This is a genomic window from Saccharopolyspora montiporae (assembly GCF_015209505.1).
Lineage (GTDB): Bacteria > Actinomycetota > Actinomycetes > Mycobacteriales > Pseudonocardiaceae > Saccharopolyspora > Saccharopolyspora montiporae.
Window position 1 is genome coordinate 180,091 of the sequence record NZ_JADEYC010000015.1, and the last position, 25,957, is coordinate 206,047.

Annotated in this window: 29 protein-coding genes; 21 read left to right on the top strand and 8 right to left on the bottom strand. The window is 72.5% G+C overall.

Features of this window, described 5'->3' with window-relative positions; genetic code table 11:
• Positions 1–10: 10 nt before the first annotated feature.
• Positions 11–1,186, bottom strand: a complete 1,176-nt coding sequence (locus IQ251_RS10350) for a pyridoxal phosphate-dependent aminotransferase (protein WP_193928276.1) — start codon at positions 1,184–1,186, stop codon at positions 11–13.
• Between the two features lie 112 nt (positions 1,187–1,298).
• Between IQ251_RS10350 and IQ251_RS10355 the strand changes: the two genes are divergently transcribed.
• Positions 1,299–2,546 (top strand): DUF445 domain-containing protein, encoded by a 1,248-nt coding sequence (locus IQ251_RS10355; RefSeq protein WP_193928349.1) that lies wholly within the window; start codon positions 1,299–1,301, stop codon positions 2,544–2,546.
• A gap of 53 nt (positions 2,547–2,599) precedes the next feature.
• Here IQ251_RS10355 and IQ251_RS10360 read toward each other — a convergent pair whose 3' ends face one another.
• Entirely contained in the window at positions 2,600–3,136 is a 537-nt protein-coding gene (locus IQ251_RS10360; RefSeq protein WP_193928277.1) for a CGNR zinc finger domain-containing protein, read from the bottom strand.
• Between the two features lie 141 nt (positions 3,137–3,277).
• Here IQ251_RS10360 and IQ251_RS10365 point away from each other — a divergent pair, with 141 nt between their 5' ends.
• The 6 genes from IQ251_RS10365 to IQ251_RS10390 all read left to right on the top strand — a co-directional run bounded on the left by IQ251_RS10365 (position 3,278) and on the right by IQ251_RS10390 (position 6,544).
• Positions 3,278–3,661 carry a VOC family protein gene (locus IQ251_RS10365; protein WP_193928278.1) on the top strand — a complete coding sequence of 128 codons (384 nt, stop codon included), beginning with the start codon at positions 3,278–3,280 and terminating at the stop codon, positions 3,659–3,661.
• 80 nt (positions 3,662–3,741) lie between these two features.
• Complete coding sequence (locus tag IQ251_RS10370; protein ID WP_193928279.1) at positions 3,742–4,143, top strand: helix-turn-helix domain-containing protein; 402 nt, start codon at positions 3,742–3,744, stop codon at positions 4,141–4,143.
• 6 nt (positions 4,144–4,149) lie between these two features.
• On the top strand, positions 4,150–4,860 hold the full coding sequence (locus IQ251_RS10375) for a hypothetical protein (RefSeq protein WP_193928280.1): 711 nt from the start codon (positions 4,150–4,152) through the stop codon (positions 4,858–4,860).
• A gap of 93 nt (positions 4,861–4,953) precedes the next feature.
• Entirely contained in the window at positions 4,954–5,238 is a 285-nt protein-coding gene (locus tag IQ251_RS10380) for a DUF2516 family protein (RefSeq protein WP_193928281.1), read from the top strand.
• Entirely contained in the window at positions 5,238–5,978 is a 741-nt protein-coding gene (locus IQ251_RS10385; protein ID WP_370591318.1) for an alpha/beta fold hydrolase, read from the top strand. Before IQ251_RS10380 ends, IQ251_RS10385 begins: the two co-directional genes overlap by 1 nt.
• Before the next feature lie 17 nt (positions 5,979–5,995).
• Positions 5,996–6,544, top strand: a complete 549-nt coding sequence (locus tag IQ251_RS10390; protein ID WP_193928282.1) for a YbaK/EbsC family protein — start codon at positions 5,996–5,998, stop codon at positions 6,542–6,544.
• Between the two features lie 12 nt (positions 6,545–6,556).
• Here the strand turns inward: IQ251_RS10390 and purU are convergent, their stop codons facing one another.
• The 4 genes from purU to IQ251_RS10410 all read right to left on the bottom strand — a co-directional run bounded on the left by purU (position 6,557) and on the right by IQ251_RS10410 (position 9,703).
• Positions 6,557–7,429: a formyltetrahydrofolate deformylase gene (gene purU, locus IQ251_RS10395; RefSeq protein WP_193928283.1), complete on the bottom strand. Its 873-nt coding sequence runs from the start codon at positions 7,427–7,429 to the stop codon at positions 6,557–6,559.
• A 54-nt stretch (positions 7,430–7,483) separates the two neighbouring features.
• Positions 7,484–8,227 (bottom strand): maleylpyruvate isomerase N-terminal domain-containing protein, encoded by a 744-nt coding sequence (locus IQ251_RS10400; protein ID WP_193928284.1) that lies wholly within the window; start codon positions 8,225–8,227, stop codon positions 7,484–7,486.
• A gap of 103 nt (positions 8,228–8,330) precedes the next feature.
• Positions 8,331–9,185, bottom strand: coding sequence for a class I SAM-dependent methyltransferase (locus tag IQ251_RS10405; RefSeq protein WP_370591319.1), 855 nt, complete (start codon positions 9,183–9,185; stop codon positions 8,331–8,333).
• Entirely contained in the window at positions 9,182–9,703 is a 522-nt protein-coding gene (locus tag IQ251_RS10410; RefSeq protein ID WP_193928285.1) for a DUF2505 domain-containing protein, read from the bottom strand. The genes IQ251_RS10405 and IQ251_RS10410 overlap by 4 nt, the downstream gene beginning before the upstream one ends.
• A 16-nt stretch (positions 9,704–9,719) precedes the next feature.
• On the opposite strand from IQ251_RS10410, the gene IQ251_RS10415 reads away from it, so the two are divergent.
• Positions 9,720–10,853, top strand: a complete 1,134-nt coding sequence (locus IQ251_RS10415; protein ID WP_228046493.1) for a UDP-N-acetylmuramate dehydrogenase — start codon at positions 9,720–9,722, stop codon at positions 10,851–10,853.
• An 88-nt stretch (positions 10,854–10,941) separates the two neighbouring features.
• The gene (locus IQ251_RS10420) at positions 10,942–11,913 is read left to right on the top strand and encodes a hypothetical protein (RefSeq protein WP_193928286.1); all 972 of its coding nucleotides are present in this window, start codon (positions 10,942–10,944) and stop codon (positions 11,911–11,913) included.
• 31 nt (positions 11,914–11,944) lie between these two features.
• On the opposite strand, the gene IQ251_RS10425 is transcribed toward IQ251_RS10420, so the two are convergent.
• Complete coding sequence (locus IQ251_RS10425; protein WP_193928287.1) at positions 11,945–12,691, bottom strand: SDR family NAD(P)-dependent oxidoreductase; 747 nt, start codon at positions 12,689–12,691, stop codon at positions 11,945–11,947.
• 286 nt (positions 12,692–12,977) lie between these two features.
• On the opposite strand from IQ251_RS10425, the gene mshA reads away from it, so the two are divergent.
• From mshA to IQ251_RS10470, 9 genes are all read left to right on the top strand, one after another.
• Positions 12,978–14,270: a D-inositol-3-phosphate glycosyltransferase gene (gene mshA, locus IQ251_RS10430; protein ID WP_193928288.1), complete on the top strand. Its 1,293-nt coding sequence runs from the start codon at positions 12,978–12,980 to the stop codon at positions 14,268–14,270.
• Positions 14,267–14,782 (top strand): type III secretion system chaperone family protein, encoded by a 516-nt coding sequence (locus tag IQ251_RS10435; RefSeq protein ID WP_193928289.1) that lies wholly within the window; start codon positions 14,267–14,269, stop codon positions 14,780–14,782. The genes mshA and IQ251_RS10435 overlap by 4 nt, the downstream gene beginning before the upstream one ends.
• A 713-nt stretch (positions 14,783–15,495) precedes the next feature.
• On the top strand, positions 15,496–16,239 hold the full coding sequence (locus tag IQ251_RS10440; protein WP_193928290.1) for a phosphoglyceromutase: 744 nt from the start codon (positions 15,496–15,498) through the stop codon (positions 16,237–16,239).
• 237 nt (positions 16,240–16,476) lie between these two features.
• Positions 16,477–17,703: a sensor histidine kinase gene (locus IQ251_RS10445; RefSeq protein WP_193928291.1), complete on the top strand. Its 1,227-nt coding sequence runs from the start codon at positions 16,477–16,479 to the stop codon at positions 17,701–17,703.
• A complete protein-coding gene (locus tag IQ251_RS10450) occupies positions 17,700–18,380 on the top strand; it encodes a response regulator (RefSeq protein WP_193928292.1) in 681 nt (226 codons plus the stop codon). Before IQ251_RS10445 ends, IQ251_RS10450 begins: the two co-directional genes overlap by 4 nt.
• A 96-nt stretch (positions 18,381–18,476) precedes the next feature.
• Positions 18,477–19,511, top strand: coding sequence for a Ppx/GppA family phosphatase (locus tag IQ251_RS10455; protein WP_193928293.1), 1,035 nt, complete (start codon positions 18,477–18,479; stop codon positions 19,509–19,511).
• Entirely contained in the window at positions 19,508–20,620 is a 1,113-nt protein-coding gene (locus tag IQ251_RS10460; RefSeq protein ID WP_193928294.1) for an Rv0497 family membrane protein, read from the top strand. Before IQ251_RS10455 ends, IQ251_RS10460 begins: the two co-directional genes overlap by 4 nt.
• 124 nt (positions 20,621–20,744) lie before the next feature.
• The gene (locus IQ251_RS10465) at positions 20,745–21,629 is read left to right on the top strand and encodes a sugar phosphate isomerase/epimerase family protein (protein ID WP_193928295.1); all 885 of its coding nucleotides are present in this window, start codon (positions 20,745–20,747) and stop codon (positions 21,627–21,629) included.
• 82 nt (positions 21,630–21,711) lie between these two features.
• Positions 21,712–22,509, top strand: coding sequence for a thioesterase family protein (locus IQ251_RS10470; protein ID WP_193928296.1), 798 nt, complete (start codon positions 21,712–21,714; stop codon positions 22,507–22,509).
• Between the two features lie 76 nt (positions 22,510–22,585).
• Here IQ251_RS10470 and IQ251_RS10475 read toward each other — a convergent pair whose 3' ends face one another.
• Positions 22,586–24,208 carry a long-chain fatty acid--CoA ligase gene (locus IQ251_RS10475; RefSeq protein ID WP_193928297.1) on the bottom strand — a complete coding sequence of 541 codons (1,623 nt, stop codon included), beginning with the start codon at positions 24,206–24,208 and terminating at the stop codon, positions 22,586–22,588.
• Between the two features lie 197 nt (positions 24,209–24,405).
• Between IQ251_RS10475 and proC the strand changes: the two genes are divergently transcribed.
• The 3 genes from proC to IQ251_RS10490 all read left to right on the top strand — a co-directional run bounded on the left by proC (position 24,406) and on the right by IQ251_RS10490 (position 25,857).
• Positions 24,406–25,215, top strand: a complete 810-nt coding sequence (gene proC / locus IQ251_RS10480) for a pyrroline-5-carboxylate reductase (RefSeq protein ID WP_193928298.1) — start codon at positions 24,406–24,408, stop codon at positions 25,213–25,215.
• 140 nt (positions 25,216–25,355) lie between these two features.
• On the top strand, positions 25,356–25,577 hold the full coding sequence (locus tag IQ251_RS10485; protein ID WP_193928299.1) for a helix-turn-helix domain-containing protein: 222 nt from the start codon (positions 25,356–25,358) through the stop codon (positions 25,575–25,577).
• Between the two features lie 178 nt (positions 25,578–25,755).
• The gene (locus tag IQ251_RS10490) at positions 25,756–25,857 is read left to right on the top strand and encodes a 30S ribosomal protein bS22 (protein ID WP_003402602.1); all 102 of its coding nucleotides are present in this window, start codon (positions 25,756–25,758) and stop codon (positions 25,855–25,857) included.
• Positions 25,858–25,957 lie beyond the last annotated feature (100 nt).

The window sequence follows — 25,957 nt, forward strand, 5'->3', positions numbered from 1 at the left end:
GCCGCGCGGGTCAACCGCGTTGCAGTCCGCTGAGCCGTTCCACCGCGTCGTGCAGCACCTGGTCGCGCTTGCAGAAGGCGAACCGCACCAGGTGCCGGGTGTCGTCCGGGGTATCGCAGAACACCTGCACCGGGATGGCGGCGACTCCCACGCGTTCCGGGAGTTCGCGGCAGAGCTGCGCGCCGTCCTGGAAGCCCAGCGGGCGGACGTCGGCGCAGACGAAGTAGGTGCCTTCGCTGGGCAGGACTCGGAATCCCGCCTGGGACAGGCCCTCGGCGAGCAGGTCCCGCTTGCCCTGCAGGTTCTTGCGCAGCTGCTCGACCCAGTCGAGCTCGGCGCGCAGCGCGTGCGCGACGGCGGGTTGGAACGGGGCTCCGCCGACGAAGCTCATGAACTGCTTGGCCGCGCGTACCGCCGCCACGAGCTCGGCGGGTCCGCAGACCCACCCGATCTTCCAGCCGGTGGCGCTGAAGCTCTTGCCCGAGCTGGAGAGGGACAGGGTCCGCTCGGCCATTCCCGGCAAGGTCGCCAGGGGGTTGTGCGGACGTCCGTCGAAGGTCAGGTGCTCGTAGACCTCATCGGTGATGGCGATCAGGTCGTGTTCCCGGCACACCTCGGCGATCGCGCCGAGCTCGCCGTCGGTGAGCACCGTTCCCGTGGGGTTGTGCGGGGTGTTCACCACGACCGCCCGGGTGCGCGGTCCGACCGCCGCGCGCAGTGCCGGCACGTCCAGCTCGAACCGGCCCGAGTCGCCCAGCCGCAGCGGAACGGTGCGCCGGACACCGCCGGCCATCGCGACCGCCACCGGGTACGAGTCGTAGTAGGGCTCGATCAGCACGACTTCGTCGCCCGGCTCGACCAGCGCGAGCATCGACGCGGTGAGCGCCTCCGTGGCCCCGACCGTGACCAGGATCTCGTCTTCGGGGGCGTGCTCGATCCCGTAGCGGTCCCCGCGGTGTTCCGAGATCGCCGCGCGCAGCTCGGGTTCGCCGGCTCCCGGCGGGTACTGGTTGACCCCGTCACCGATGGCCTGCTGCGCGCGCTGCAGCATCCCGGCCGGACCGTCGGTGTCCGGGAAGCCCTGGCCGAGGTTGACCGCGCCCGTGCGTCGCGCCAGTTCCGTGATCTCGGCGAAGATCGTCGAGGTGAACGGCTGCAGGCGAGAGGTCAGGGCGGGGTGTCGCACGCGGCACACCCTAGTACCCGCCTGCACCGGCTCCCAGCCCGCGGACAGGGGCGACTGCGGAGACCGCCCACGGCCGCGTCCGCTGCGCTGCCACAATCGGGCTGTGCAGCAGATGGCTGGATCCGAAGTCGAGAAGCGCCGCGGTCTGCGGCGGATGAAGACCGTGGCGACCGGTTTCTTGGTCGCCGCGATCGTCGTGTACATCATCGCCAGGCTGAACGAGGACGCCGGACCGGCTTGGGTCGGTTATGTGCGCGCGGCGGCGGAAGCGGGCATGGTCGGTGCGCTGGCCGACTGGTTCGCGGTGACCGCGCTGTTCCGCAGGCCGCTGAGCCTGCCGATCCCGCATACCGCGATCATCCCGAACCGCAAGGACGCGCTCGGCCGGAGCCTGGGCGAGTTCGTCGGGTCGAACTTCCTGTCCGAGGACGTGGTCCGGGACAAGCTGGGGCGAGCGGAGATCAGCCGCCGCGCCGGCGAGTGGCTCGACGACGACGAGCATGCGGAACGCGTCACCTCGGAGCTGGCTACGGCCGTGCGCGGTGCGGTGCGAGTGCTGCGCGACGAGGACGTGCAGGCGGTATTGGAGCAGATCGTCACGCGCAAGGTGGTGGACCAGCAGTGGGGTCCGCCGCTGGGGCGCCTGCTCGGCCAGGTTTTCGCGGACGGCTCGCACCACAAGCTGGTGGACCTGGTCTGCGACCGGGCCTACGACTGGGTGCGGGACAACTACGAGACGGTCATGCGGGTGGTCAGCCAGCGCGCGCCGTCCTGGTCGCCGAGGTTCTTCGATTCGCTGGTCGCGGACAAGATCTACGCCGAGGTGGTGGCCTTCGCCTGGGCGGTGAAGACCGACCCCGAGCACCAGATGCGACAGGCCGTCGACCGGTTCCTCGTCGAGTTCGCCGACGACCTGCAGAACGATCCGGCGACCGTGGCCAAGGCCGAGCAGATCAAGCACCAGGTGCTGGCCCACCCGGAGGTGCAGAACGTCATCTCGTCGGCCTGGGGAACGGCCAAGCGGATGCTGTTGGACGCCGCCGAGGACCCGTCCAGCGAGCTGCGGCTCCGGGTGCGCGAAGGCCTGCGCACGATGGGGGGCAGGCTGGCGCGGGAACCCGAGCTGCAGCGGAAGGTGGACGGTTGGTTGGAGGGCGCGGCGGTCTACGTCGTGTCCAACTACCGCACCGAGCTCACCACGCTGATCACCGACACGGTCGAGCGCTGGGACGCCCGGGAGACCTCGCGCAAGATCGAGGTGCAGGTGGGTCGGGACCTGCAGTTCATCCGGATCAACGGCACCGTCGTGGGCGCCCTGGCCGGGCTGACCATCCACACCCTGTCCGAACTGCTGCTCTGACCGGTCGGTGGTGCGGCCGGGGCCGCTCGCCGGACCGGGCAGCGCGGCGGCGCTCAGACCGCGTGCCGTTCGCGCCAGGAGCGCGCCTTCTCCCGGTTGCCGCAGACCCGCATCGAGCACCAGGTGCGCGACCGGTTGCGGGAGCGGTCGTAGAACGCGCACAGGCAGTCCTCGGCCGGGCAGATCTTGAGCCGCTCCCAGTGGCCGGTGTGCACCAGTCGCGCCGCGGCGACCAGCACCTTGCCGAGCGCGTCGGTGCCCACCAGCCGCGGAAGACCGTCGTGCATCTCCACCCGCACCGGCCAGCTCGGGCTGAATCTCGCCGGGCGGACGGTGCCGCAGGCGACCGACTCGCGCATCGTGGTGCGCAGGTCGCGGGCCGCGTCCACGGCGGGCGGCTCACCCAGCGACTGGTCGGCGCACCAGCGCCGCCATTGGGCGGCATCACCCAGCGCGTCGGTGCCCGCTTCGGCATCGCAGGTGTTCAGGAAGGACAGGACCAGGTCGAGGTCGCGTTCCGGGCCGAGATCAGCCATCTCCGCAGGAAGAGGCGGTTCCGGAGCGACAGCTCTGCTGTTCACGAACACCATCGTAAGTCAATAGGCGGTTGCGCCGCGCAGATGTAACCGCCAATCTAGGCATACTGGTTACTAACCTGTCACCAGGATTCACTGGTTACTCGGGCGGTGCGACGCGCGCGGTCCGGATCCGATGATCGACGTGGAGGAGACATGGCCCCGAGACGGCTCGCCGCCTACGTGCTGGACTGCCCCGACCCGCGAGCGCTCGCCGACTTCTACGGCAGGCTGCTCGACTGGGCGGTCGACGAGAGCGCTTCCGATGCGGACTGGGTGGAGCTCGCCGATCCGGCGGGCGGTGCCCCGCTGTCCTTCCAGCGCGACCCGGGCCACCGCCGCCCGACCTGGCCGGGCCGGGAGCTCCCGCAGATGGCGCACCTCGACATCCGGGTGTCGACCCTGCAGGAGGGCGCTGAGCTGGCACTGGCGGCCGGCGCCGTCCCGCTGGAGCAGCCCGCCGGCCAGCTGGACGCGAACTTCCGGGTGTACGCCGATCCCGCCGGGCACCCGTTCTGCATGTGCGCCTGCGCGGAGTGATCGCGAACAGGTGCAAGCAGGGTGCTTGCAATAGCTAGCACCCGAGGTTATCGTGGGTGTTGACCGGAAGGTGCACACCGATGGAACGCGTGGACAAAGCCGTCAACAAGGCCGTGAACCAGGCGGTCAGCGACCTCGGCAGCTACATCCGGACGCAACGCAACAACTCGCAGATCTCGTTGCGACAGCTGGCCAAGGCAGCCGGTGTGTCGAACCCGTATCTGAGCCAGGTGGAACGGGGACTGCGCAAGCCCAGCGCGGAGATCCTGCAGCAGATCGCCAACGGACTACGGATCTCCGCCGAGGCGTTGTACGTGCAGGCCGGGATCCTGGAGCGCCGCGAAGGCGGGCCGGTGGTGGACGCGATCCTCGCCGACGACGACCTCAGCGAGCGGCAGAAACAAGTGCTTCTGGACATATACGCCTCGTTCCGGCGGGAACACGACACCGCCGACGGGGAACCCCAGCCATCCGAGGAGTGATGTGCCGTGCCGGCATTTCCCAACACCGATGACGTGCAGAAGGCGCGCGAGCAGGCGGTGAACGCCCTGGGCGGAGCGGCCGAGCAGGCCAAGACACCGCTGCTGGCCGTGCTCGGTGCCGGCGATCTCGCCGCGCAGACCGTCTACGAGGCGGTGCAGAAGGTCCGTACGCAGCTCAACGAGCGCGTCGAGCACGCCCAGCAGGACCTGCCCGCCGACCTCACCGACCTGCGCGCCCGAATCGAGCCCGCGCAGCTGCGCAAGCGCGTGGACGACTACGCGGAGAACGCCAAGCAGCTCTACGGCTACCTCGCCGAGCGCGGGGAGGGGACCCTGGAGCGGCTGCAGTCCCAGCCCCAGGTCCAGCGGGTCCGCGACCAGGTGGAGACCGCGCAGGACCGGGTGGGCGAGACCGTCGGCGAGGTCCGCGAGCTCGCCGACGACGTGCTCGGCAAGGTCAGCCGCACCAGCCGGGAGGCCGGGGACAAGGCCGCGGATGCCGCCGACGAGGTGCGCGAGCGGGTCGCGGACACCGCCGACGAGGCGGGCGCCAAGGCCACCGAGGCCGCCGAGAAGGTCGCCGACGCCGCCGACGAGGCCGCGAGCAAGGTCTCGTCCGCCACGGGCTCCACCAAGTCGACGAGCAAGAGCGGTGGTGCCAAGGGCAGCAGCGGCAGCAAGTCCACCGCCAAGAAGGCGACCGGCAAGAACTCCTGACGTCCGGTGCGCGCATGCCCCCTCCGCATCCATGACCGGAGGGGGCACTGCGCATCGGGTGTGACCACGTAGGCTGGCCGCGTGGTGCTGCAGATGCCTGTGTGGATGTGGATCCTCTTCATCATTTGGCTCGCCGCTATCCCGGTGGGCGTGTTCGCGTTCGTGCACGCCTCGCTGCAGCGCGCGGACGCCTTCACCGCGGTCGGCAAGCTCACCAAACCGGCCTGGATGGGCATCACCGGTGTCTCGGCGCTGCTGCTGATCCTCATGCAGCAGGGGCCGTTCTCCATCATCTGGATCGCGCCGCTGGTGGCGGTGCTGGTCTACCTCCTGGACGTGCGCCCGAAGGTGCGGGAGATCCAGGGGAAGTCCTGGTAGTGCGCTGGACGGCCTACGGTCGGGGCGACCCGGTCACGCTGGTCGTGCACGGGCTCGGCGCCACCGCGGGCGAAGCGCGCATCCCCGCGTCCGGTCTGGCCGGCACCCGCGTCGTGCTGACCCTGCCCGGGCACGGCACCGCACCGGACGCACCGCCCGGCTACTGGGACTACGCCCGGATCGCTGCCGACGTCCGCGAGGTCGCCGACGAGGTGGCCGCGACCCGCGCGGTCGGGGTGTCGCTGGGCAGCGGCGCGCTGACCCGGATCCTCGCCGAGCAGCCCGACCGGTTCGCGAAGGTGGCGTTGCTGCTGCCCGCCGCGCTGGACGGCCCGCGGGACACCCGGACCGCCGCCGCGTTCGGCGAGCTCGCCGCCGCCGTCGCCGCAGCGGACGCCGACGGCGGTGCGCAGCTGCACCGGGTGCTACGGGCCGAGGTCCCGGAGGGTGCCGACGTCGGCGATCACCTGCAGCAGCGGGCCGCCGCACTGCTCCGCGTGCCGGAGGCGCTGCGCGCGCTGCCCGAGCGCTACCCGATCGACGACGCCGCAGCGCTGGCCGCCGTGCGGGCGGGGGTGCTCGTAGTCGGTGCCACGGAGGATCCGCTGCACCCGGCCGACACCGCCGAAGCGACCGCCGCGGCGTTCCCGGACGCCCGGCTGGAACTACTGCCCTCCGCCGCGCCGATGCTCACCCACCGTGCCCGGTTGCGCGCCCTGCTGACCGAGCACCTGCGCTGAGCACGTACGGTCGCCGCATGCGCACCGACTGGACGGACGCTGCCGGGACGCTGGACGTGGCCCCGGCGCTGCAGCACCTCGACCTGCTCGCCGATCCGGTGGCCGAGCGGGTCCGGCAGCTGGCCGACGAGCGGATCGGCGTCGTCGCCATCGACCCCGAACTCGCCGACACCGCGGACTTCTGCGCGCGGTACGCCTCGCCGCCGGAGCTGTCCGCCAACTGCGTCGTCGTCGCGGGCAAGCGCTCCGGCGAGCTCCGCCACGCCTCGTGCACCGTGCTGTCCACCACGCGCACCGACGTCAACGGGCTGGTCAAGCGGCGGCTCGACGTGCGCAAGGCGTCCTTCGCGCCGATGGACGACGCGGTGCGGCTGACCGGTATGGAGCGCGGCGGGATCACCCCGCTCGGCCTGCCCGGCGAATGGCCGCTGCTCATCGACGAGCGGGTGGCCCGCGGTGCTGCGTTCGTGGTGGGCAGCGGTCTGCGCCGCAGCAAGCTGATCGTCCCGGGCGCCGTGCTGGCCGAGCTGCCCGGCGCCGAGGTCCGCACCGATCTCGGCCGCTGACCGCGGAGGCCCTCAGAACACGACCGTGCGCTTGCCGTAGACCAGCACCCGGTCCTCCAGGTGCCAGCGCAGTCCCCGCGCGAGCACGAGCTTCTCCAGGTCGCGCCCCTTGCGCACCATGTCTGGTACCGCGTCGGCGTGATCGACGCGCATCACGTCCTGCTCGACGATCGGTCCGGCATCCAGTTCGGCGGTCACGTAGTGGCAGGTCGCGCCGACCAGCTTCACGCCCCGCTCGTACGCCTGGTGGTACGGCCGCGCACCCGCGAACGACGGCAGGAAGCTGTGGTGGATGTTGATCGCCCTCCCGAGCCAGCGCTCGCACAGGTCCGGCGGTAGCACCTGCATGAACCGGGCGAGCACGATCGCGTGCGGGTCGTGCTTCTCGGCCAGTTCGCGCACCTGCTCGAACGCGGCGGACTTGCCCTCCGGGTCGGACGGGAACGGGACGTGGTGGAACGGCACCCCGTGCGCCCGGGTGATCGGCCCCAGTCGCTCGTGGTTGCTGATCACGGCACCCAGGTCCACATCGAGCTCCCCGGAGCCGATCCGGCCGAGCAGGTCGTGCAGGCAGTGCCCCTCCTTGGAGGCCAGGATCACCACCCGGCGGCGCTGCGCGGTGTCCCACACCCGCCACGACGTGCGGCTGCCGAGCTCCTCGGCGACCGAGCTGAACCGGCGGCGCAGTTCGTCCACGTCGAACGGCAGCGAGTCGGCTCGGATCTCCTGGCGGGTGAAGAACCAGCCCGTGTCCGGATCGGTGTGGTATCCCGCTTCCACGATCCAACCGCCCGCGTCGGCGATGAACGCCCCGATGCGGGCCACGATGCCGGTGGCGTCCGGGCAGCCCAGACTGATCACGAAACGACGCTCAGGAGATGTCACGGTCTGTCATTCTCGCAGGTCGTGCGATCGGTGTCCGGGTCGGGCCTGCGGGGTTCAGCCCGCGGTGGCCAGGTTCGCCAGCGAGGTGTCCCCGGTCACGGCGGCCTGGCTCGGCCGCCCCCAGGCGTGCCGGTAGAGCGCGTCGGCGGTGCCGGCCACCGTGGCCTCGGCCTCCAGCGCCGCGTCCGCGGGCAGGCCGACCCGGGGTGCCTGGCGGGGCTGGAACTCGATCAGCCAGGCGCGGCCCGCGTCGGCCGCGTGGTACAGCACCCGGCCCTGCACGTCGTGGTCGTCCCACTCCTCGCGGGCGGGCACGAGCACCCCGAGCGCCTCGTCCACCCCGTCCGCCGCCAGCGCCGGATCGAAGATCAGCTCGTGCACGCCGCCCGGCTCCAGGCAGGCCACGGCGTGCTCGGCATCCAGCCGGTGCACCGCGGTCTCGTGCGTCATCCGCCGCAGCCAGGACTCCGGTGTCCCGCCGCGGAAGTAGGACCACACCGGCTCGGCGGGGTCCAGTTTGGACAGGTTCTCGGTCAGCTCGGCGAACCGCTCGTCCCACCAGGTCAGCGCGTCGTCGAACTCCGCGGGCGGTCGCGGGGCCCGCGGCGGTTCGACGTCCGGCTCCTGCTGCAGCGCGGTGTTGGCCATCGCGTACATCCGGGACACGTGCTGGACCAGGCGCAGCACGTCCCAGCCCGGGCAGGTCGCTACGGCCGCGGCCGGTCCGGCGCGCAGCGCTGCGCTGCGGAAGGCGGCGGCCTGGGTCTCCAGCTCGTGGTGGTGCAAGTCGCTCGACATGGCTCGGAGTGTAGGAGTCGTCACGCTCCGCATCGTGCAGCAACCGCTGCCGGGTCGGCGATTCCGGCGCAGATCACATTTCCCCTGCCCGCCGGGCGGTGGATCAGACCGGGGCGACGGCGCGCCAGTCGACGGTCAGCTCGCCGAGCCGCCAGCGCCGCCTGCCGTCCCGGACCGGCCAGCCCCGCGCGGCGAACAGCTCCGCGGTGCGCACCCATCGCGCCCGGGGACCGAACGGCGCGTGCCCGGCCGCGTGCGCCCAGCACTCGTCCAGGGCGGTCAGCAGGTCGTGCACGGGTTCGCCCGGCACGTTGCGGTGGATCAGCGTCTTGGGCAACCGCTCGGCCAGGTCGGACGGCTGTCGGATATCAGCGGGAAGGCAGGACAGCGTGAACGTGCGCGGCCCCCCGCGGTCCAGCGCCACCCAGCAGCAGCGGCGCCCGATCTCGTCACAGGTGCCCTCGACCAGCAGCCCGTCCGGGGCCAGCCGGGCCGACAGCTCCCGCCAGGTCGTCCACGCCTCGGGTTCGGTGTACTGGCGCAGCACGTTCAGCGCGCGCACCAGCGCGGGCCCCCGGTGCCCCGCGATGCCCGCGGCGAGCCCGGCCAGCTCGAACCCGCCGTGTCGGAATTCCAGTTCCGGGGGCGCGGCGACCCGCTTGCCCGCGGCCACCCGCTCGGTGTCCAGTTCCAGTCCGACCACCCGCGCATCGGGGCGCAGCGCGCGCAGCCGCGTGCTGAGCTCGACCGTGGTGACCGGTGCCGCGCCGTAGCCCAGGTCCACCACCACGGGTTCGGCGGCATCGGTCAGTGCCCGGGCGGGCCGGCGGGTCCCGGTGATCCAGCGGTCGACGCGGCGCAGCCGGTTCGGGTTGGTCGTCCCCCGGGTGGGCACGCCCAGCGCGCGGGCCCGACCCGCGGCCAACCGGGGATTGCGCTTCTTGGGTGCGGTGCTCACGTCCGCCGGGTCAGCCAGTCGTCGGTGAACGCCTCCTCGGCGATCAGCAGCTTCTCCACCTGCTCGGCCACCAGGTCTTCGAGCTTGCCCGCGATGAACGGCACGCCGACCCGCACCTCGCCGGACACCACGAGCTCGCTGACCGCGGCCGGGCCCGGCTCGGCCAGGTCGTGCAGCCACATCGATCCGGTGATCGAGCACGGCGCCCCCTTGATCTCGGCGGCGATCTCCCCGGTGTAATGGCCCTCGTCGACGCGCCGCCACGATTCGCTGCGGTCGATGGCCAGGTCGTCGCCGACCACGGTGCGCGCGACCGCGGGCAGCGAGTCGGCGGGGACGTCCTGGCTGAACTGGAGGTGCACGCCGCCGTCCTCGGTCGGGGTGTGCTGCACCAGCGCGGCGTTCGGCCCGCCGATCTCGGCCAGGCGGTCGGTGAGGTACCGGAGGTCGATCAGCGCCGCGTGCACCTCGGCGGCGGACCACGCGGAGGTGCTGCGGTGCTCGATGCGGCGTGCCATGCAGCGGAGGTTACCTTTGGCAACCGTGAACCCCTCGACGTCCGGTGCTGGAAACGCGACCGGTGACACGCCGCTGCCCGGTGAGCGCGCCGCCGGGGATCCGACGCTCGCCGCGTGCACCACGCTGCGGCTGGGCGGACCGGCGGGCGGGATGGTGGTCGCCGAGCAGGCCGAGGACCTGGCCGCCGCGGTGCGCGCCGCGGACGAGGGCGGGCACCGGCTGCTGGTGCTCGGCGGCGGCTCCAACCTCGTCGTCGCCGACGAGGGATTCGCCGGGCACGTGGTGCGGATCGCGACCAAGGGCAAGCAGTACGACAGCGTCGGCGACGGCCTGGTGCAGCTCACCGCGGAAGCCGGCGAGGACTGGGACGACGTGGTCGCCGACACCGTGCGGCAGGGCCTGGGCGGGCTGGAGTGCCTGTCCGGGATCCCGGGCATGACCGGGGCCACGCCGGTGCAGAACGTGGGTGCCTACGGCGTCGAGGTGTCCGAACTGCTCGTGTCGGTGGACGTGCTGGACCGCGCGGACGGCAAGGTGCGCACCCTCCCGGCCGCCGAGCTGGGCCTGACCTACCGCAGCAGCGTGCTCAAGCACACCGAATCCGCCGTGGTGCTGCGCGCGCGGTTCCTGCTGCGGGACGGCGGCTGGTCGGCGCCGGTCAAGTACGCCGAGCTGGCCCGCGGGCTCGGTGCCGAGCCCGGGGCGCGGGTCGATGCCGCCGCGGCGCGCGCCGAGGTGCTCCGGTTGCGCCGGAGCAAGGGAATGGTCCTGGACCCGGCCGATCACGACACGTGGAGTGCCGGGTCGTTCTACACCAACCCGATCGTGGCGGACGAGGATCTGCCCGGGGTGCTGGCCCGCATCGAGCAGCGGGTCGGTGCCGAGCAGCGCATCCCGCAGTTCGCCGCGACGGGCGGCACCAAGCTCTCCGCGGCCTGGCTCATCGAGCGGGCCGGGTTCCCGAAGGGGTACGCGGGTCCGGGCGGCCGGGTCGCGCTGTCCGGCAAGCACACGCTGGCGCTGACCAACCGCGGCGGGGCCAGCACCGCCGACCTGCTCACCCTGGCGCGTGAAGTGCGGGACGGAGTGCGCAGCGCGTTCGGCGTTTCGCTGGTCCCCGAGCCGGTGCTGGTGGACTGTTCGCTGTAGCGGGGCGCGGCCTACCGGCCGTCAGGGTGACTCCCAGTGACTGACGCGTCACCGTGAGTGTTAAATGGTGCAGGTGGAGGCGGCCACCATGCTGAGCATCAGGGAACTTCGCGACCGGGCGGTGATCCGCCCGATCAAGCGGGCGGTCGAAGACGAGTTCCTGGACCTGCCCGGGGTGACCGGCGTGGACGTCGGTGCCGAGCTCAGTGCGGGTGCGCCCACCGGCAGGCAGGCGATCGTGGTCTCCGTGGCGGACAAGCTGCCGATCGAGCGGCTGGTCCCGGCCCACCGGGTGCCGTCCGAGGTCTTCGGCGTGCCCACCGACGTGGTCGAGGAGCGCCCGGTGCTGCAGCACCTGCATTCGCAGCGCGAGCTGTCCCCCGCACCCCGCCGCCGGGTAGCGGGCATCTCCCCGGCGCGCGAGGTGCGCCTGGAACCGCCGGACGTCCCCGCCGGGGGGTGCTACCGGCGCACCGGGACGCTGGGCCTGCTGGTCACCGGAGCCGGGACGCAGATGGGGCTGACCACGTTCGACGTCGCGTGCCTGGACGACGCCTGGTCGATCGGGGACCGGATGGTCGATCCGGAGAACGGCCGCGGCTACGCCGACCTGGCGCGCGCGGCGCTGTCCGCCCGGGTGGACGCGGCGGCGGTGGCCCTGTCCGGCCGGTTGCCGGACGGCGACGGTGCGGGCCAGGTCACCGGGCACGCTCCCACCTATCCCGGGGAATGGGTGCGCAAGACCGGGTTCGGCACGGGAGTCACGGTCGGCGTGGTCACTTCGGTGGACGCCACGCTGCGCCTCGACCACGGCGCAGCGCTCGGCGTGCGCGTGCTGCGCGACCAGATCCGGATCATCGCGGTCGGGTCGCGGTTCTGCGGACCGGGCGATGCCGGGGCCGCCGTGCTGGACACCGACGGACGCGCGGTCGGGGTGCAGCTGGCCGCCGCCCGGATGGGCGCGGTGGGCTTCGCCTGCCCGATCGGGGACGTGCTGGTCGAGCTGGACGTGCAGCTGTGCACCTCGCCGTCCGGATCGCGGCAGCCGCTGACCCCGTGACCGCGCCGCCCGATGTGACCGCGCCGCCCGATCAGTTCCCGGTGCGGTGCGCCCGGGTCGCCGAGTGCTGGTCGCGCGGTTTGACCTCGATGCGGTCCAGGTTGACGTGCTCGGGGCGGGTCACCGCGAACGCGATCACATCGGCCACGTCGTCGCCGGTCAGCGGGGTCAACCCGCGGTAGACGGCGGCGGCGCGCTCGGTGTCGCCGCCGAAGCGCACCTCGGAGAACTCGGTCTCCACCATCCCGGGGGCGACCTCGGTGAACCGCACCGGCTCGCCCAGGTGCTCGCCGCGCAACGTCTGGTGCAGCGCCGACTGCGCGTGCTTGGCCGAGGTGTAGCCGCTGCCGCCGTCGTAGATCTGGCTGGCCGCCACCGAGGTCACGGTGACGACGTGACCGTTGCCGGAGGCGACGAGCTTGGGAAGCAGCGCCTTGGTGAGCCGCAGCGTGCCGAGCACGTTCGTCTCCCACATCCAGCGCCACTCGTCCTCGTCCGCGGCGGCGACGGTGTTCGTGCCCTTGGCCCCGCCGGCGTTGTTGATGAGCACGTCGCAGCGCGCGACCTCGGCAGCGAACCGGTCGACCGAATCGGCGTCCGTGACGTCCAGCGCGATCGGGGTCCCGCCGGTCTCCGCGGCCAGCTCCGCGAGGCGGTCGGTGCGCCGGGCGCCGAGCACCACGTGGAAGCCCTCCTGCGCCAGCCTGCGGGCCGTAGCGGCGCCGATGCCCGAGCTCGCGCCGGTGACGACTGCGGTGCGGGGTGAACTGGTTGGCAAAGCGGATCCTCCTGCCGAACGGTGTGCGCGGACAGCTGATCAGCTCCCCGCGTCCGGGACAAGGCGGTGCCGCGGAGTGGAACCGGCCGGGTGCGTCGTGTGAGCAGCACCACCCGTCTTCGGCGGATCCGCCGGCTTCGCCGGTCCGCGGCGGTAGCGTCACTGCGAGGCCCGACCCCCGGTGCGCCCGGGGCGTCCGGCGGCCGGGAATGTTTTCGCACCGCCGGGTGTCGGGGTGGAGTGCGTCCGAATACCTCGGGCCGACCGGTTTTGCGATGGGCAGCAGATGACCTTCCGAACGTTACGCGTGCGGCCGCGCCGCGCCGCCGTGTTCTCCCTGCACACTTCCCCGCTGGAGCAGCCGGGGACCGGCGACGCCGGCGGGATGAACGTCTACATCGCGCAGACCGCCAAGCGCCTGGCCGAGCACGGGACCGAGGTGGAGATCTTCACCCGGGCCACGTCGTCCGACGTCCCGCCCACCGCGGAGCTGGCGCCCGGCGTGCTGGTGCGCAACGTGGTGGCCGGGCCGTTCGAGGGGTTGGACAAGCACGAACTGCCGTCCCAGCTGTGCGCCTTCGCCGCCGGGGCGCTGCGGGTGGAGGCCCGGCACGAGCCCGGCCACTACGACCTCGTGCACTCGCACTACTGGCTGTCCGGCCAGGTCGGCTGGTTGGCCCGCGAGCGGTGGGGCGTCCCGCTCGTGCACACCGCGCACACGTTGGCCAAGGTCAAGAACGCCAGTCTCGCCGCGGACGACAGCCCGGAGCCGCGCGCCCGGATCGTGGGTGAGGAGCAGGTGGTCGACGAGGCGGACCGGCTGGTCGCCAACACCTCGGTCGAGGCCGCTGACCTGATCGACCGCTACGGCGCCGATCCGGACGCGGTCCGCACGGTCCCGCCGGGGGTGGACCTGGACCTGTTCAGTCCGGGCGACACCGCAGCGGCCCGGCGCGAGCTGGATCTTCCGCAGGACGCGGTGGTGCTGGCCTTCGTCGGCCGGATCCAGCCGCTGAAGGCACCGGACGTCCTGCTGCGGGCGACCGCGGAGCTGCTGCACCGCCACCCGGAGCTCCGGGAGCGGCTGGTGGTGCCGGTGGTGGGCGGACCGTCCGGTAGCGGGCTGGAGCGCCCTCGCGCGCTGCACGAGCTGGCCGCGGAGCTGGGGATCACCGATGTGGTCCGGTTCCTGCCGCCGCGCACCGGCGCGGATCTGCGCGCCGTCTACCGCGCCGCGGATCTCGTCGCCGTGCCCAGCTACAACGAGTCGTTCGGCCTGGTGGCGCTGGAGGCCCAGGCGTGCGGGACGCCGGTGGTGGCCGCGGCCGTGGGTGGGCTGCCGATCGCCGTCGAGGACGGGGTGTCCGGGCTGTTGGTGGACGGGCACCGCACCGGCCAGTGGGCCGATGCGCTGTCCTCGCTGTTGGTGCGCTCGGGACTGCGCGAGCGCCTGGCCGCGGGCAGCGCCCGGCACGCCGCCGGGTTCTCCTGGGACCGGACCACCGAGGCGTTGCTGGATGCCTACGCTGGCGCCCGCAAGGCGTTCCACGCGCAACGACGGCAGGAGGTCACGGCGTGAGCTTGGCGGCGACGATCGAGTCGGCCCTGGTCGACAGCGGGCTGGACCACGTGCGGGAGGACGGCGGCCGGTTCTTCGTCACGCTGCCCGGCAGCAAGAAGCTGCAGACCAACTGCTGGCTGGTCCCCACCGAGCACGCGCTGCTGGTCGAGGCGTTCGTGTGCCGCAAGCCGGACGAAGCGCACGAGGAGGTCTACCGCTTCCTGCTGCGCCGCAACGCCCGGCTGTACGGGGTGCACTACACGCTCGACCCGGCCGGTGACGTCTACCTGGTCGGCCGGATCGGGCCGGACGCGGTGACGGCCGACGAGCTGGACCGGATCCTCGGGCAGGTGCTGGAGGCGGCCGACGGCGACTTCAACACCCTGCTGGAGCTCGGGTTCGCCACGGCGATCCGGCGGGAGTGGGGTTGGCGCGAATCGCGCGGCGAGTCGCTGGCGAACCTGCGGCCGTTCCAGCAGCTGGTCGAGCGCGCGGGTGCGCTGCCGCCCGCGGACGACGGTGCGTCCTGATCGGTCACCCGCGCTGATCGCGCGCCGGTGCTGATCGGGCTCCCGGCTGCTCGGCTCCCGCCTGGTCGGGCCCTCGTGTGCCCGGCGCGGTCCGGCGGGGACCGCGCGGGGCGGCTCGGGAGAGAGGGGGAGTCGCGAATCGAGCCGCCCCGCGTGGGGTCCCGGCGGACGTGGGCGGGGGCCCACTGCCCGGCGGGGCGCGATCCGATGGGGGAAACGGGTCGCGCGCCGCTCTCCGGTGATCGGGGAGTGCGTGGGATCCGATCAAGGAGAGCGATGTCAACTTCGCAGAGTCGCGCAGTGGCCACAAGACCGCCGGATTACTCCATTGGTGTGATGTTTTCCGAAGAAGGTAACGCTGGGAAGTCAAAACGGCCCCGGAAGGCAAACGCGCGTGATGGGCGACACTTTCGAATTACAGACCTGCGGTGATCGGATAACTGTCAGGTGACAAGAAGGGTTGAAACGCCGGGTCGGCGCGGCCGTGGGAGTTCGCCGCGCGGGCCGGCTTCGCCGCCCTGCGTCACCCATATGGAGCAGTGATCTCCCCGGGCGGTCCCGGGGCTCCGCGACGCTGCCGGACCGCCTCCGGTAGCGCACGGTGACCGGGGCGCGGCGCTGCGCTCCAGGCGCGGCGAGCGCCCGGAGCGACCTCCCCGCGGTCATGCGGACAGTCCTGCGCGGGTCCCTCGGCGGCTCGATAGCCTGACCGCATGACTGCGACCCTGGTGCTGCTGCGGCACGGCGAGAGCACGTGGAACGCCGAGAACCTGTTCACCGGCTGGGTGGACGTCCCGCTGTCCGAGAAGGGCGAGGGCGAGGCACGTCGCGGCGGCGACCTGCTGCGCGAGTCCGGGGTACTCCCGGACGTGCTGCACACCTCCCTGCTGCGGCGCGCGATCTCCACCGCCAACATCGCGCTGGACGGCGCGGACCGGCACTGGATCCCGGTGCGGCGCGACTGGCGGCTCAACGAGCGCCACTACGGCGCGCTGCAGGGCAAGGACAAGAAGCAGACCATGGACACCTACGGCGAGGACCAGTTCATGCTCTGGCGCCGGTCCTACGACACCCCGCCGCCGGAGATCGAGCTCGGCGGCGAGTTCAGCCAGGACGGCGACCCGCGCTACGCCGGCCTGGGCGCGGAGATGCCGCGCACCGAGTGCCTCAAGGACGTGGTGGCGCGGCTGCTGCCGTACTGGGACTCGGCGATCGTGCCGGACCTGCGCGCCGGGCGCACCGTCCTGGTCGCCGCGCACGGGAATTCGCTGCGCGCTCTGGTCAAGCACCTGGACGGCATCTCGGACGCCGACATCTCCGGGCTGAACATCCCGACCGGCATCCCGCTGCGCTACGACCTCGACGAGCAGCTGCGGCCCACCGTGCCGGGCGGCACCTACCTGGACCCGGACGCGGCGGCCAGCGCGGCTGCCGCGGTCGCCAACCAGGGTCGCTGAGCGCGGGCGGACGAGCTCCCGACCGAGGGCGGGCGGTGATCGGCACCGCCCGCCCTTCGTCTGTCCGGGGGATGCCTCCTCCGTCCGGGTGAGGTACCGGCCGGTGGCCGGCGCGTGAACGGCGCCGCTGATCGCGGTGAACGGCGGGTGACGTATCCCTCGGCACGTGTCACGGGTATCACGGATGTGCCGCACAAGCTGGCCCCGAGGCACCTGCGCACGCTTACGATGCGGGGTGTGAGCGCATTGGGCTCGACCGCCCTGATCATCGTCGCGCTGCTACTCGGCGCGACCGGCGGATTCCTCGCCACCCGGGCCGGTGAACGCTATCGGCGGCGCAGGCCCCGCGGCCCGACCGTCGCGGAGCTGCTGCAGCGTCTCGTGCACACCGGGGACAACGGCATCGTCGTACTCAACAGGTTCGGCGACGTCGTGCTGCACAACCCGCGTGCCGACGAACTCGGCCTGATCCGCGACCACCGCGCCGATCCGCGCGCCCGGGAGGTCGCCGACCGGGTCCGCAGCAGCGGGGAAGCGACCCCGGTCGACCTCTCCCCGCCGGAGGGCACGGTGCGCGGCCGCGGTCCGCGGGCGGTGTTCGGCGAGGTCCGGGCGCTGGGCGACGGGTTCACCGTGGTCGACGCCGCGGACGACTCCGATGCGGTCCGGCTGGAGGCCACCCGGCGGGACTTCGTGGCCAACGTCAGCCACGAGCTCAAGACCCCGGTCGGCGGGCTGGGGTTGCTGGCCGAAGCGCTGGTCGACGCCGCCGACGATCCGGACGAGGTGCGCAGGTTCGGCAGCAAGATCATGCACGAGTCGACCCGGCTGGCCACGCTCGTCTCCGAGCTGATCGCGCTGTCCCGGCTGCAGGGCGCCGAGCGGCTGCCCGAGCTGAGCACGCTGCACGTGGACTCCGTGGTGGACGAGGCGCTGGAGCGCAGCAGGGTGGCCGCGGACACCGCGGGCATCGAGATCGACGTGGACGGTCCCACCGGCTTCCTGCTCGACGGCGACCGGACGCTGCTGGTCACCGCGCTGAGCAATCTCGTCGACAACGCCGTGTCCTACTCCCCGCCGCACAGCGCGGTGTCGGTGAGCCGCCGCGTGTCCGGCGACTACGTGGAGATCTCGGTGACCGACCGGGGCATCGGCATCGCCCCCGAACACCACGAGCGGGTCTTCGAGCGGTTCTTCCGCGTGGACCCGGCGCGGTCGCGGGCCACCGGCGGGACCGGGCTGGGCCTGGCGATCGTCAAGCACGTCGCGGCCAACCACGGAGGCGAAGTGGTGCTGTGGAGCAGGCCGGGAACCGGCTCCACGTTCACGCTCCGGGTGCCCGCGCACGGCCCGGCGGACGGTGAGGAACTCGCCGCCGAACCGGATCGGGCGGTGGTGACCGCCGGGTCCGCTGTCGAAGGCGCGGACGGGCGCGCCGCTGTCGAAACGGGAGGAATTCGGTGACCAGGGTGTTGATCGTGGAGGACGAGGAGTCCTTCGCCGACCCGCTTACCTTCATGCTCCGCAAGGAGGGCTTCACCGCGGCGGTGGCCGCGGACGGGCAGGCGGCCTTGGACGAGTTCGACCGCAACGGTGCCGACATCGTGCTGCTGGACCTGATGCTGCCCGGGATGAGCGGGACCGACGTGTGCAAGCAGCTGCGCCAGCGCTCCGCGGTGCCGGTGATCATGGTCACCGCGCGGGACAGCGAGATCGACAAGGTCGTGGGCCTGGAGCTGGGCGCCGACGACTACGTCACCAAGCCGTACTCGGCGCGCGAGCTCATCGCCCGGGTGCGCGCGGTGCTGCGCCGCCGCGGCGAGGTCGAGGAACCGCAGGAGCAGGTGCTCGCCGGCGGGCCGGTCCGGGTGGACGTGGAGCGGCACGTGGTGACCGTGCACGGCGAGGAGGTCAGCCTCCCGCTCAAGGAGTTCGACCTGCTGGAGTACCTGCTGCGCAACACCGGGCGCGTGCTGACCCGGGCGCAGCTGATCGACCGGGTGTGGGGGGCGGACTACGTCGGCGACACCAAGACGCTGGACGTGCACGTCAAACGGCTGCGCTCGAAGCTGGAACCGGATCCCACCGACCCGCGGTACCTGATCACTGTGCGCGGGCTCGGGTACAAGTTCGAGACCTGACGGCCTTCCGCCCGGCGGGCGGAGCGGTGCGCGTCACGTGTCGCCGATGTCCCGAGATGCGGTGCCGGCAGGTCTCCGGCCGGTAACTTGTCCGCCATGCGCCTGGGTGTGCTCGACGTGGGGTCCAACACCGTCCACCTCCTCGTGGTGGACGCGCGCCGCGGTGGCCACCCCACCCCGATGACGTCCGAGAAGACCGCGCTCCGGTTGGCCGAGCGGATCGGTGCGCAGTGCGGCCGGCTCGGCGAGGCGGATGCCGACGAATTGATCCGCACCGTGCAGCGGGCGCGGGAAGCCGCGGACCGGGCGGGCTGCGACGAGTTGCTGGGCCTGGCGACCTCGGCCATCCGCGAGGCGGACAACTCGGCGGAGGTGCTCGATCGGCTGCGATCCGAGACGGGAGTGCAGTTGGAGGTGCTGCCCGGGACGGAGGAGGCCCGGCTGACCTTCCTCGCCGCGCGCCGCTGGTACGGCTGGTCGGCCGGGAACCTGCTGCTGCTGGACATCGGCGGCGGTTCGCTGGAGATGGCCGTCGGCATCGATGAGGAGCCGGCTGTGGCCGAGTCGCTCCCGCTGGGCGCCGGCCGGATGGCGCGGCAGCTGCCCGGCGATCCGCCCGGGCGCGACGACCTGGACAAGGTGCGCGGCTGGCTGGACGAACAGCTGGCACCGGTGGCCGAGCGGTTCCGCGAGGCCGGTGCGCCGGACCGGGCCGTGGCCACCTCGAAGACGTTCCGCACGCTGGCCCGGCTGACCGGGGCAGCTGCTGCCTCGGCCGGGCCGCGGGTGCCGCGGACGCTGACCGAGTCCGGCCTGCACCGGCTGCTGACGTTCATCACCAGGATGGGGTCCGGCGATCTCGCGACGCTCGACGGAGTGAGTTCGGCGCGCGCGCACCAGCTGGTCGGCGGAGCGCTGGTGGCCGAGGCCACGATGCGGGCGCTGTCCCTGCGGGAACTCGACATCTGCCCCTGGGCGTTGCGGGAGGGGGTGATCCTGCGGCGGCTGGACCGCGTGCACGGAGACCGGCACACTGCACCCGAGGCCCGGTCCGAGATCGGGTCGGCGGAGTCGGGGACCGCGGAAGGATTTGGACTGCAGGAACAGCACGGGACACGGTGGGATCGATGAGTCGGGACAGCGGGGCCGAACAGCCCACGCAGCGCACCGTGGCGGAGCTGCTCGCCGAGTACGGCAACGACGACAGCGGTCAGCGCAACGCCCGCAAGCGCCGCAGGCGCGCGGAGGATCCGACCGAGACCGCGCCGCAGGCGATCATCGACCGGGTGCTGTCCGACAGCGGCAAACTGCGGCCGATCGACCCGGACGCCGAGCCGCCGCAGACCCGCAGCCACCGGCCGTCCCCGCAGCCGGAGCAAGCCCCGCAGCCCGAGCAGGTCCCGAGCGCGCCGGCCCAACCGCCGCAGGCCCCGCCGGGGCCGGTCGCCCCGCCCCCGGGACCACCGGCGGGCAGCGAGGCCGATCGCGCGCAGCAGTCCGGTGAGCAGCCCGCGGTGCCGGCGGCCCAGGCCGAGGGGGCGAACTACTGGGCGCAGCGGTTCGCCTCGGCGGGCGGAAGCCGCGGCGGGGCCGTGGACGCGGATGCCGACGCCGATACCGAGACCACGCTGCAACAGCCTGCGCTCCCCGCTTCCCCACCGCCCGCCCCGCAGGCGCCCGCGCCACCCGCGCAGCAGGTCGAAGGCGCGACGGTGCAGCTGCCGCCCGTCGAGCTCCCGGCCCAGCCGGACCAGCACGGCACGACCTTCCTGGCGCCGGCCGCCCCGGCCCCCGACGACGACCCGCAGCCCGATCCGTACGACTACGACCTGGACAACGCCTTCGGCGACCGCTCGGATGACGAGTACCCGGGGGCGGCCCGCGGCGGAGATGCCGCGTACGCCGATGACTACGACCCGGAACTGCCCGCGGGCATCGGCTCGTCCGAGCTGGCCGAGGAGGAGGAACCGGCTCCGTCGGCGGGCCGGGAATGGGGCGTGCTGGCCGTGCAGGTGGTGGGTGCCCTGGTCGGCGGCGGTGTGCTCTGGCTGGGCTTCCGCTGGCTGTGGGCGGCCAACGCGTTCGCGGCGCTGGCCGCGGCGCTGATGGTCAGCGCCTGCCTGGTGTTCGTCGCGTGGAAGGTCTTGCGCAGCAACGACTTGCAGACGATGTTGCTGGCCGTGCTCGCCGGGGTGCTGTGCACCATGTCGCCCGCGGCGCTGCTGCTGATCAACCACTAGGGCGTGCTTCCCCCGAGTTCCCCCGTACCCGGCGGGGCACGCGGCTCGCACCGCCGCGCGGGCACTCCGCCAGGGACTACCTCTGCGCAACGTCCCGCCAACCCTCAGTCATCCTGGTCGGGTCATGACAGAGCAACGTGATGCGGAGCCGCGGCAGACGGCCCCCGATCGGATCCCGGTGGGGCTGTCCAGCGCCTCGGTGTGGCCGCAACCTGCCAGGGCGGCTTTCGAGATGGCCGCCGATCTCGGGTTCGACGGTGTCGAAGTGATGGTGTGGGCGGACGCGGTGAGCCAGGACGTGGCCGCGCTGCACCGGTTGTCCGAGCAGCACGGGGTGCCGATCCTCGCCGTGCACGCGCCCTGCCTGCTGATCACCCAGCGGGTGTGGTCGGCGGAGCCGGAGGAGCGGTTGCGGCGCGCGGTGGTGGCGGCGAGCGAGCTGGGGGCGTCGACCGTCGTCGTGCACCCGCCGTTCCGCTGGCAGCGCCGCTACGCGGAGGGTTTCGGCGAACTGGTCGGCGAGCTGGAGGAGACCAGCGGGATCTCCGTGGCGGTGGAGAACATGTTCCCGCTGCGCCCGCCGAACACCTGGAGCAGGCTGCGCGGTGGCAAGGGCGCCGGGCTCTCCGCGTTCAAGCCCTCGCCGGATCCCACCGAGGTCGGCTACCGCAACTACACGCTGGACGTCTCGCACGCGGCCGCGGCGCACGTGGACGCGATCGAGCTGCTCAAGCGGATGAAGGACGGCCTGGCCCACGTGCACCTGGCCGACGGCACCGGCGCGCCGCGCGACGAGCACCTCGTTCCCGGGCAGGGCAACCAGCCGTGCGCGGAGGTCTGCGAGGCGCTGGCCGCCGACGGCTACCGGGGCGCGGTCGTGCTGGAGGTCAACACCCGGAAGGCGCGCACGGCGCAGCAGCGGGCGGCCCTGCTGGCCGAGGCGCAGCTGTTCGCGCGGCTGCACCTGGAGCCGGTGCGCGGGGATTCCGGTCCCGCCGCTTCCCGTTGATCAACATCGCGGAGCGTTCATTAGAATTCGAGAACATGAACCTTTTTCTCGGCGCGGCCGCTGACCCCGCGGCGGAGCGCACGTGAGCCAGGAGCTCGCCCCGTTCGCCACGGCCATCTCCGTACGACCGCTGGGAGACGGCAGCTGCACCGCCAGCCTCGATCCCGACTGGTCGGTGGGCGACCGCCCGCACGGCGGTTACCTGCTCGCCGTGCTCGCCCGAGCCGCCGAGCTCGCGACAGGTGAGTCGCCGTTGGCCGTGAGCGCCCAGTTCCTGCACGCCCCGCGCGTCGGACCCGTGCTGATCCGCACCGAACGGCTCAAGACCGGCCGGACCACGGCCGTGCTGCGCCTGGTGCTGGAGCAGCGCGGCCGCGCCTGCGTGGACGCGACGGTCACCACCGGTGAGTTCGCCGCCGACGAAGCGGAGTGGTCGCAGGTGCCGGACATGCCGGTGAACCCGCCCACCTCGGCGATCGACCTCGGTTCGTCCGAGGCGCGCACGTTCTTCGCGCTGTCCAAGGTCTGCGACGTGCGGCTGGATCCGGGCACGGCCGCTTTCCTGCGCGGGGAGCAGGGTCCGCCGCGGCTGCGGCTGTGGGCCCGTCCGCAGTCCGGGTTTCCGGATGCGCTGTTCGGGCTGCTGGCCGGGGACCTCACGGTGCCGGTGACGTTCAACCTCGGGCGGTTCGGCTGGTCGCCCACGGTCCAGCTCACCGCGCTGCTGCGCGCCCGGCCGGCCAACGGCTGGTTGCGCCTCCAGGCCGAGTCCCGCGCGGTGCAGGGCTCGTGGTTCGACGAGGACGTCACGGTCGTCGACTCGATGGGCCGGCTAGTCTGCCAGGCCCGCCAGCTGGCGCTCGCCCCGGAGCGGGACTGATCCGCGCGGGACCGGGTCAGCCCGCTGCGGTCCGCACCGGAACTCGGGCGGACCGCAGCGGGGACAGGTGCCGCCGTCAGGGGCGCAGCACGTCCAGCTCGCCGTCCGCGTGCTGCTTGCGCAGCCGCTTCTTGTCGAACTTGCCGACGCTGGTCTTCGGCGCCTCGGCCACGAACGTCCAGTAGTCCGGAACCTGCCAGCGGGCCACCTTCTCGGCCACGAACTCGCGCAGCTCGGCGGCGTCGGCCGCATGCCCCTCGCGCAGCACGACCGCCACCAGCGGCCGCTCGGACCACTTCTCGTCCGGAACGCCGATCACCAGCGCCTCGGCCACGGCCGGGTGGCCCATCACCAGGTTCTCCAGCTCGACCGAGGAGATCCACTCGCCGCCGGACTTGATCACGTCCTTGGAGCGGTCGGTGAGGTTGAGGAACCCGTCCGGCGTGATGTAGCCGACGTCGCCGGTGCGCAGCCAGCCGTCGTGGAACTTCTCCGGGTCGTCCTCGCCGTAGTAGGACCCGGTGATCCACGGCCCGGCGACCTCCAGCTCACCGACGCTGGACCCGTCCCAGGGCAGCTCGTGGTCGGTGTCGTCGACCAGCCGCGCGCGCACGCTCGTGGACAACCGGCCCTGGCTCCGCCGGTAGGCCCAGCGCTGTTCCTCGTCGACCCCCGCGGGAGGACGGGCGACGCTGCCCAGCGGGGACGTCTCGGTCATGCCCCACGCGTGCAGCACCGGGACGTCGTATTTCTCCTCGAAGTCGCGCATCAGGGACGGCGGGCAGGCCGAGCCGCCGACGACGACCTCGCGCAGCGAGGAGATGTCCTCCGGCTGCGCCTCCAGCTGCTGCAGCACCCCTTGCCAGATCGTGGGCACCGCCGCGGCCATCGTGGCCTGCTCGGACACGATCATCCGCACCAGCGGTTCCGGCTGCAGGAAGCGCTCCGGCATGATGATCGAGGCGCCCACCATCGGTGCGGCGTAGGGCAGGCCCCAGGACAGCACGTGGAACATCGGCACCACGGCCAGCGCGCGGTCGGTCTGGCCCAGCGCCATCCCGTCGGTCATGCACACCTGCATCGAGTGCAGGTAGATGGACCGGTGCGAGTAGACGACGCCCTTCGGGTTCCCGGTGGTGCCGGACGTGTAGCACATCGCCGCCGCGCTGCGTTCGTCCACGTCCGGCCACGCGAATTCCTCCGGCTGGCCGGCCAGCAGCTGCTCGTAGTCGTGCACCTCGACGCCCGCGGGCGCCTCGATCGCCGACGCGTCCCCGCCCACGACGATGACGTGCCGCACCTCGCGCAGCTGCGGGAGGATCTTGCCGAACAGCGGCAGCAGCGTCGCGTCGACCAGGATGACCCGGTCTTGCGCGTGGTCGGCCATGTAGACCAGCTGTTCCGGGAACAGCCGGATGTTCAGCGTGTGCAGCACGGCGCCCATCGACGGCACCGCGTAGTACGCCTCGACGTGCTCGGCGTTGTTCCACATGAACGTGCCGACCCGGTCGTCCCCGGTGATGCCGAGCCCGCGCAGCGCGTGCGCGAGCTGCGCGGCGCGCCTGCCGATCTGCGCATAGGTGGTGCGGCGCGGTTCGGCACCGGTCCACGTGACGATCTCCGCGGACCCGTGCGGTCCGCTGCCCTGGCGCAGGATCCGGGCGATCGACAACGCGCCGTCCTGCATCGTGCTCAGCATCTGGTTCTCAGAGCTCCTTCGGTCTGGTCGCCCCTGGTGCGCGAAAGATCACTCGGCCGTGGCGGGCGCTGTGGTGATAGCCACATTAGTTCGTTCGGGTGGTCCGCGGGAAGTTCCCGAATCGCCCGCGCGCGGCGACGCTGCGTGACGGGTCGGCTCGTACCGCCTGCGCTGCGTGGTCTGGCACCCTGAGCTGCATGACGCGCATTGCCGTTCTCGGTGCGGGAAAGATCGGGGAATCGCTGCTCTCGGGCCTGATCTCGGCCGGGTGGTCCCCGGGCGAGTTGCAGTTCACCGAGCGCTACCCGGCTCGTGCTGCCGAACTCACCGACCGCTACGGCGTCGCCGCGGTCGAGGTTGCCCAGGCGGTGCGGGACGCCGACGTCCTGGCGGTGGCGGTCAAGCCGCAGGACATCGACCCGCTGCTGGCCGAGGTGGCGCCGAACATGACCGGGCGCGAGCTCGTCGTCTCGCTGTGCGCCGGGCTGCCCACCTCGCTGTTCGAGCGCAGCCTGCCCGCGGGCACGGCCGTGGTCCGCGTGATGCCGAACACGCCGATGCTGGTCGGCGAGGCGATGAGCGCCATCTCCGGTGGTGCGCACGCGCAGGACGCCGACCTCAAGCTGGTCGAGGAGATGATGTCCAGCGTCGGCTCCGCGGTGCTGGTTCCCGAGGGGCAGCAGGACGCCGCCACCGCGCTGTCCGGCTCCGGCCCGGCTTACTTCTACTACCTGGTCGAATCCATGATCGAGGCCGGTGTGCTGGCCGGCGTGCCGCGGGACACCGCTGCCGAACTCGTCGTGCAGTCCGCAGCGGGTGCGGCCGCCATGCTGCGCACCGACGGCGCGCACCCCGGCCGGCTGCGCGAGGCGGTCACCTCCCCGGGCGGGACCACGGCGGCCGGGTTGCGCGAACTGGACCGGCACGGCGTCCGGTCGGCCGTGGTCGACGCCGTGGAAGCCGCCCGGCAACGCTCGGCGGAGCTGGGCAGGGCCCACGAGGACTGACCCGGTGCAAGTCGATCCCGCGCACTTCGGGCATCGCAGCCATCCCAGCCGTCCCGCTACTCTCGATGGAGCACGTGCGTGAGGTTTCCGCCGGAGGGGAAGCCGGCGGACGCGAAGCGTGCTGAAGGGCACGGTGAAGCATGTCTGCCAACTCCGAACCGAGCCAGCAGGCACCTCCGATGGGGCAGGTGCGGTTCCTGACCGTCGCCGAGGTGGCCAAGCTGATGCGGGTGTCCAAGATGACCGTCTACCGGCTGGTGCACGCGGGCGAACTCCCCGCGGCGCGCGTCGGCCGGTCGTTCCGGGTCGCGGAAAAGGATGTGCACGCGTACCTGGAGAACGCCTACTACAGCGCGGGCTGACCGGGAGGGTCCGACGTCGCCGCCGGTCGTCGCCGCGGCGTCGCGGGGCCGCGCGCGCAGGGCACCGGACCCGGGCGGGTAAAGTCCCGTGTTGGTCGTGCCTGGTGCGCGCGCTTCCTGCGGCTGCACCGGTGCGGTGCAGACATCGAAGTGCCCCCGACAGCGAAGGAGTCCGCGCATGGGCTCGGTCATCAAGAAGCGCCGCAAGCGCATGTCGAAGAAGAAGCACCGCAAGCTGCTCCGCAGGACGCGCGTGCAGCGTCGCAAGTTGGGCAAGTGAGCCAGCGCAGCTCCCGCTCCGCACCGCCGCCGGCCTCGTAGTCGGCGGCGGTTTCGCGTTCCCGGGCCCTCGCCCGATTTCCGTTACGCGGTGTTCCCCG

Excerpts from the sequence above, each read along its gene's own strand:
- IQ251_RS10460 (WP_193928294.1), top strand. The coding sequence starts at position 19,508 with ATGAGTCGGGACAGCGGGGCCGAACAGCCCACGCAGCGCACCGTGGCG.
- IQ251_RS10355 (WP_193928349.1), top strand. The coding sequence starts at position 1,299 with ATGGCTGGATCCGAAGTCGAGAAGCGCCGCGGTCTGCGGCGGATGAAG.
- mshA (WP_193928288.1), top strand. The coding sequence starts at position 12,978 with ATGACCTTCCGAACGTTACGCGTGCGGCCGCGCCGCGCCGCCGTGTTC.
- IQ251_RS10400 (WP_193928284.1), bottom strand. The coding sequence starts at position 8,227 with ATGTCGAGCGACTTGCACCACCACGAGCTGGAGACCCAGGCCGCCGCC.
- IQ251_RS10440 (WP_193928290.1), top strand. The coding sequence starts at position 15,496 with ATGACTGCGACCCTGGTGCTGCTGCGGCACGGCGAGAGCACGTGGAAC.
- IQ251_RS10410 (WP_193928285.1), bottom strand. The coding sequence starts at position 9,703 with ATGGCACGCCGCATCGAGCACCGCAGCACCTCCGCGTGGTCCGCCGCC.
- IQ251_RS10455 (WP_193928293.1), top strand. The coding sequence starts at position 18,477 with ATGCGCCTGGGTGTGCTCGACGTGGGGTCCAACACCGTCCACCTCCTC.
- IQ251_RS10475 (WP_193928297.1), bottom strand. The coding sequence starts at position 24,208 with ATGCTGAGCACGATGCAGGACGGCGCGTTGTCGATCGCCCGGATCCTG.
- IQ251_RS10370 (WP_193928279.1), top strand. The coding sequence starts at position 3,742 with ATGGAACGCGTGGACAAAGCCGTCAACAAGGCCGTGAACCAGGCGGTC.
- IQ251_RS10485 (WP_193928299.1), top strand. The coding sequence starts at position 25,356 with ATGTCTGCCAACTCCGAACCGAGCCAGCAGGCACCTCCGATGGGGCAG.
- IQ251_RS10465 (WP_193928295.1), top strand. The coding sequence starts at position 20,745 with ATGACAGAGCAACGTGATGCGGAGCCGCGGCAGACGGCCCCCGATCGG.
- IQ251_RS10490 (WP_003402602.1), top strand. The coding sequence starts at position 25,756 with ATGGGCTCGGTCATCAAGAAGCGCCGCAAGCGCATGTCGAAGAAGAAG.
- IQ251_RS10360 (WP_193928277.1), bottom strand. The coding sequence starts at position 3,136 with ATGGTGTTCGTGAACAGCAGAGCTGTCGCTCCGGAACCGCCTCTTCCT.
- proC (WP_193928298.1), top strand. The coding sequence starts at position 24,406 with ATGACGCGCATTGCCGTTCTCGGTGCGGGAAAGATCGGGGAATCGCTG.
- IQ251_RS10420 (WP_193928286.1), top strand. The coding sequence starts at position 10,942 with ATGCTGAGCATCAGGGAACTTCGCGACCGGGCGGTGATCCGCCCGATC.
- IQ251_RS10390 (WP_193928282.1), top strand. The coding sequence starts at position 5,996 with ATGCGCACCGACTGGACGGACGCTGCCGGGACGCTGGACGTGGCCCCG.
- IQ251_RS10380 (WP_193928281.1), top strand. The coding sequence starts at position 4,954 with ATGCCTGTGTGGATGTGGATCCTCTTCATCATTTGGCTCGCCGCTATC.
- IQ251_RS10365 (WP_193928278.1), top strand. The coding sequence starts at position 3,278 with ATGGCCCCGAGACGGCTCGCCGCCTACGTGCTGGACTGCCCCGACCCG.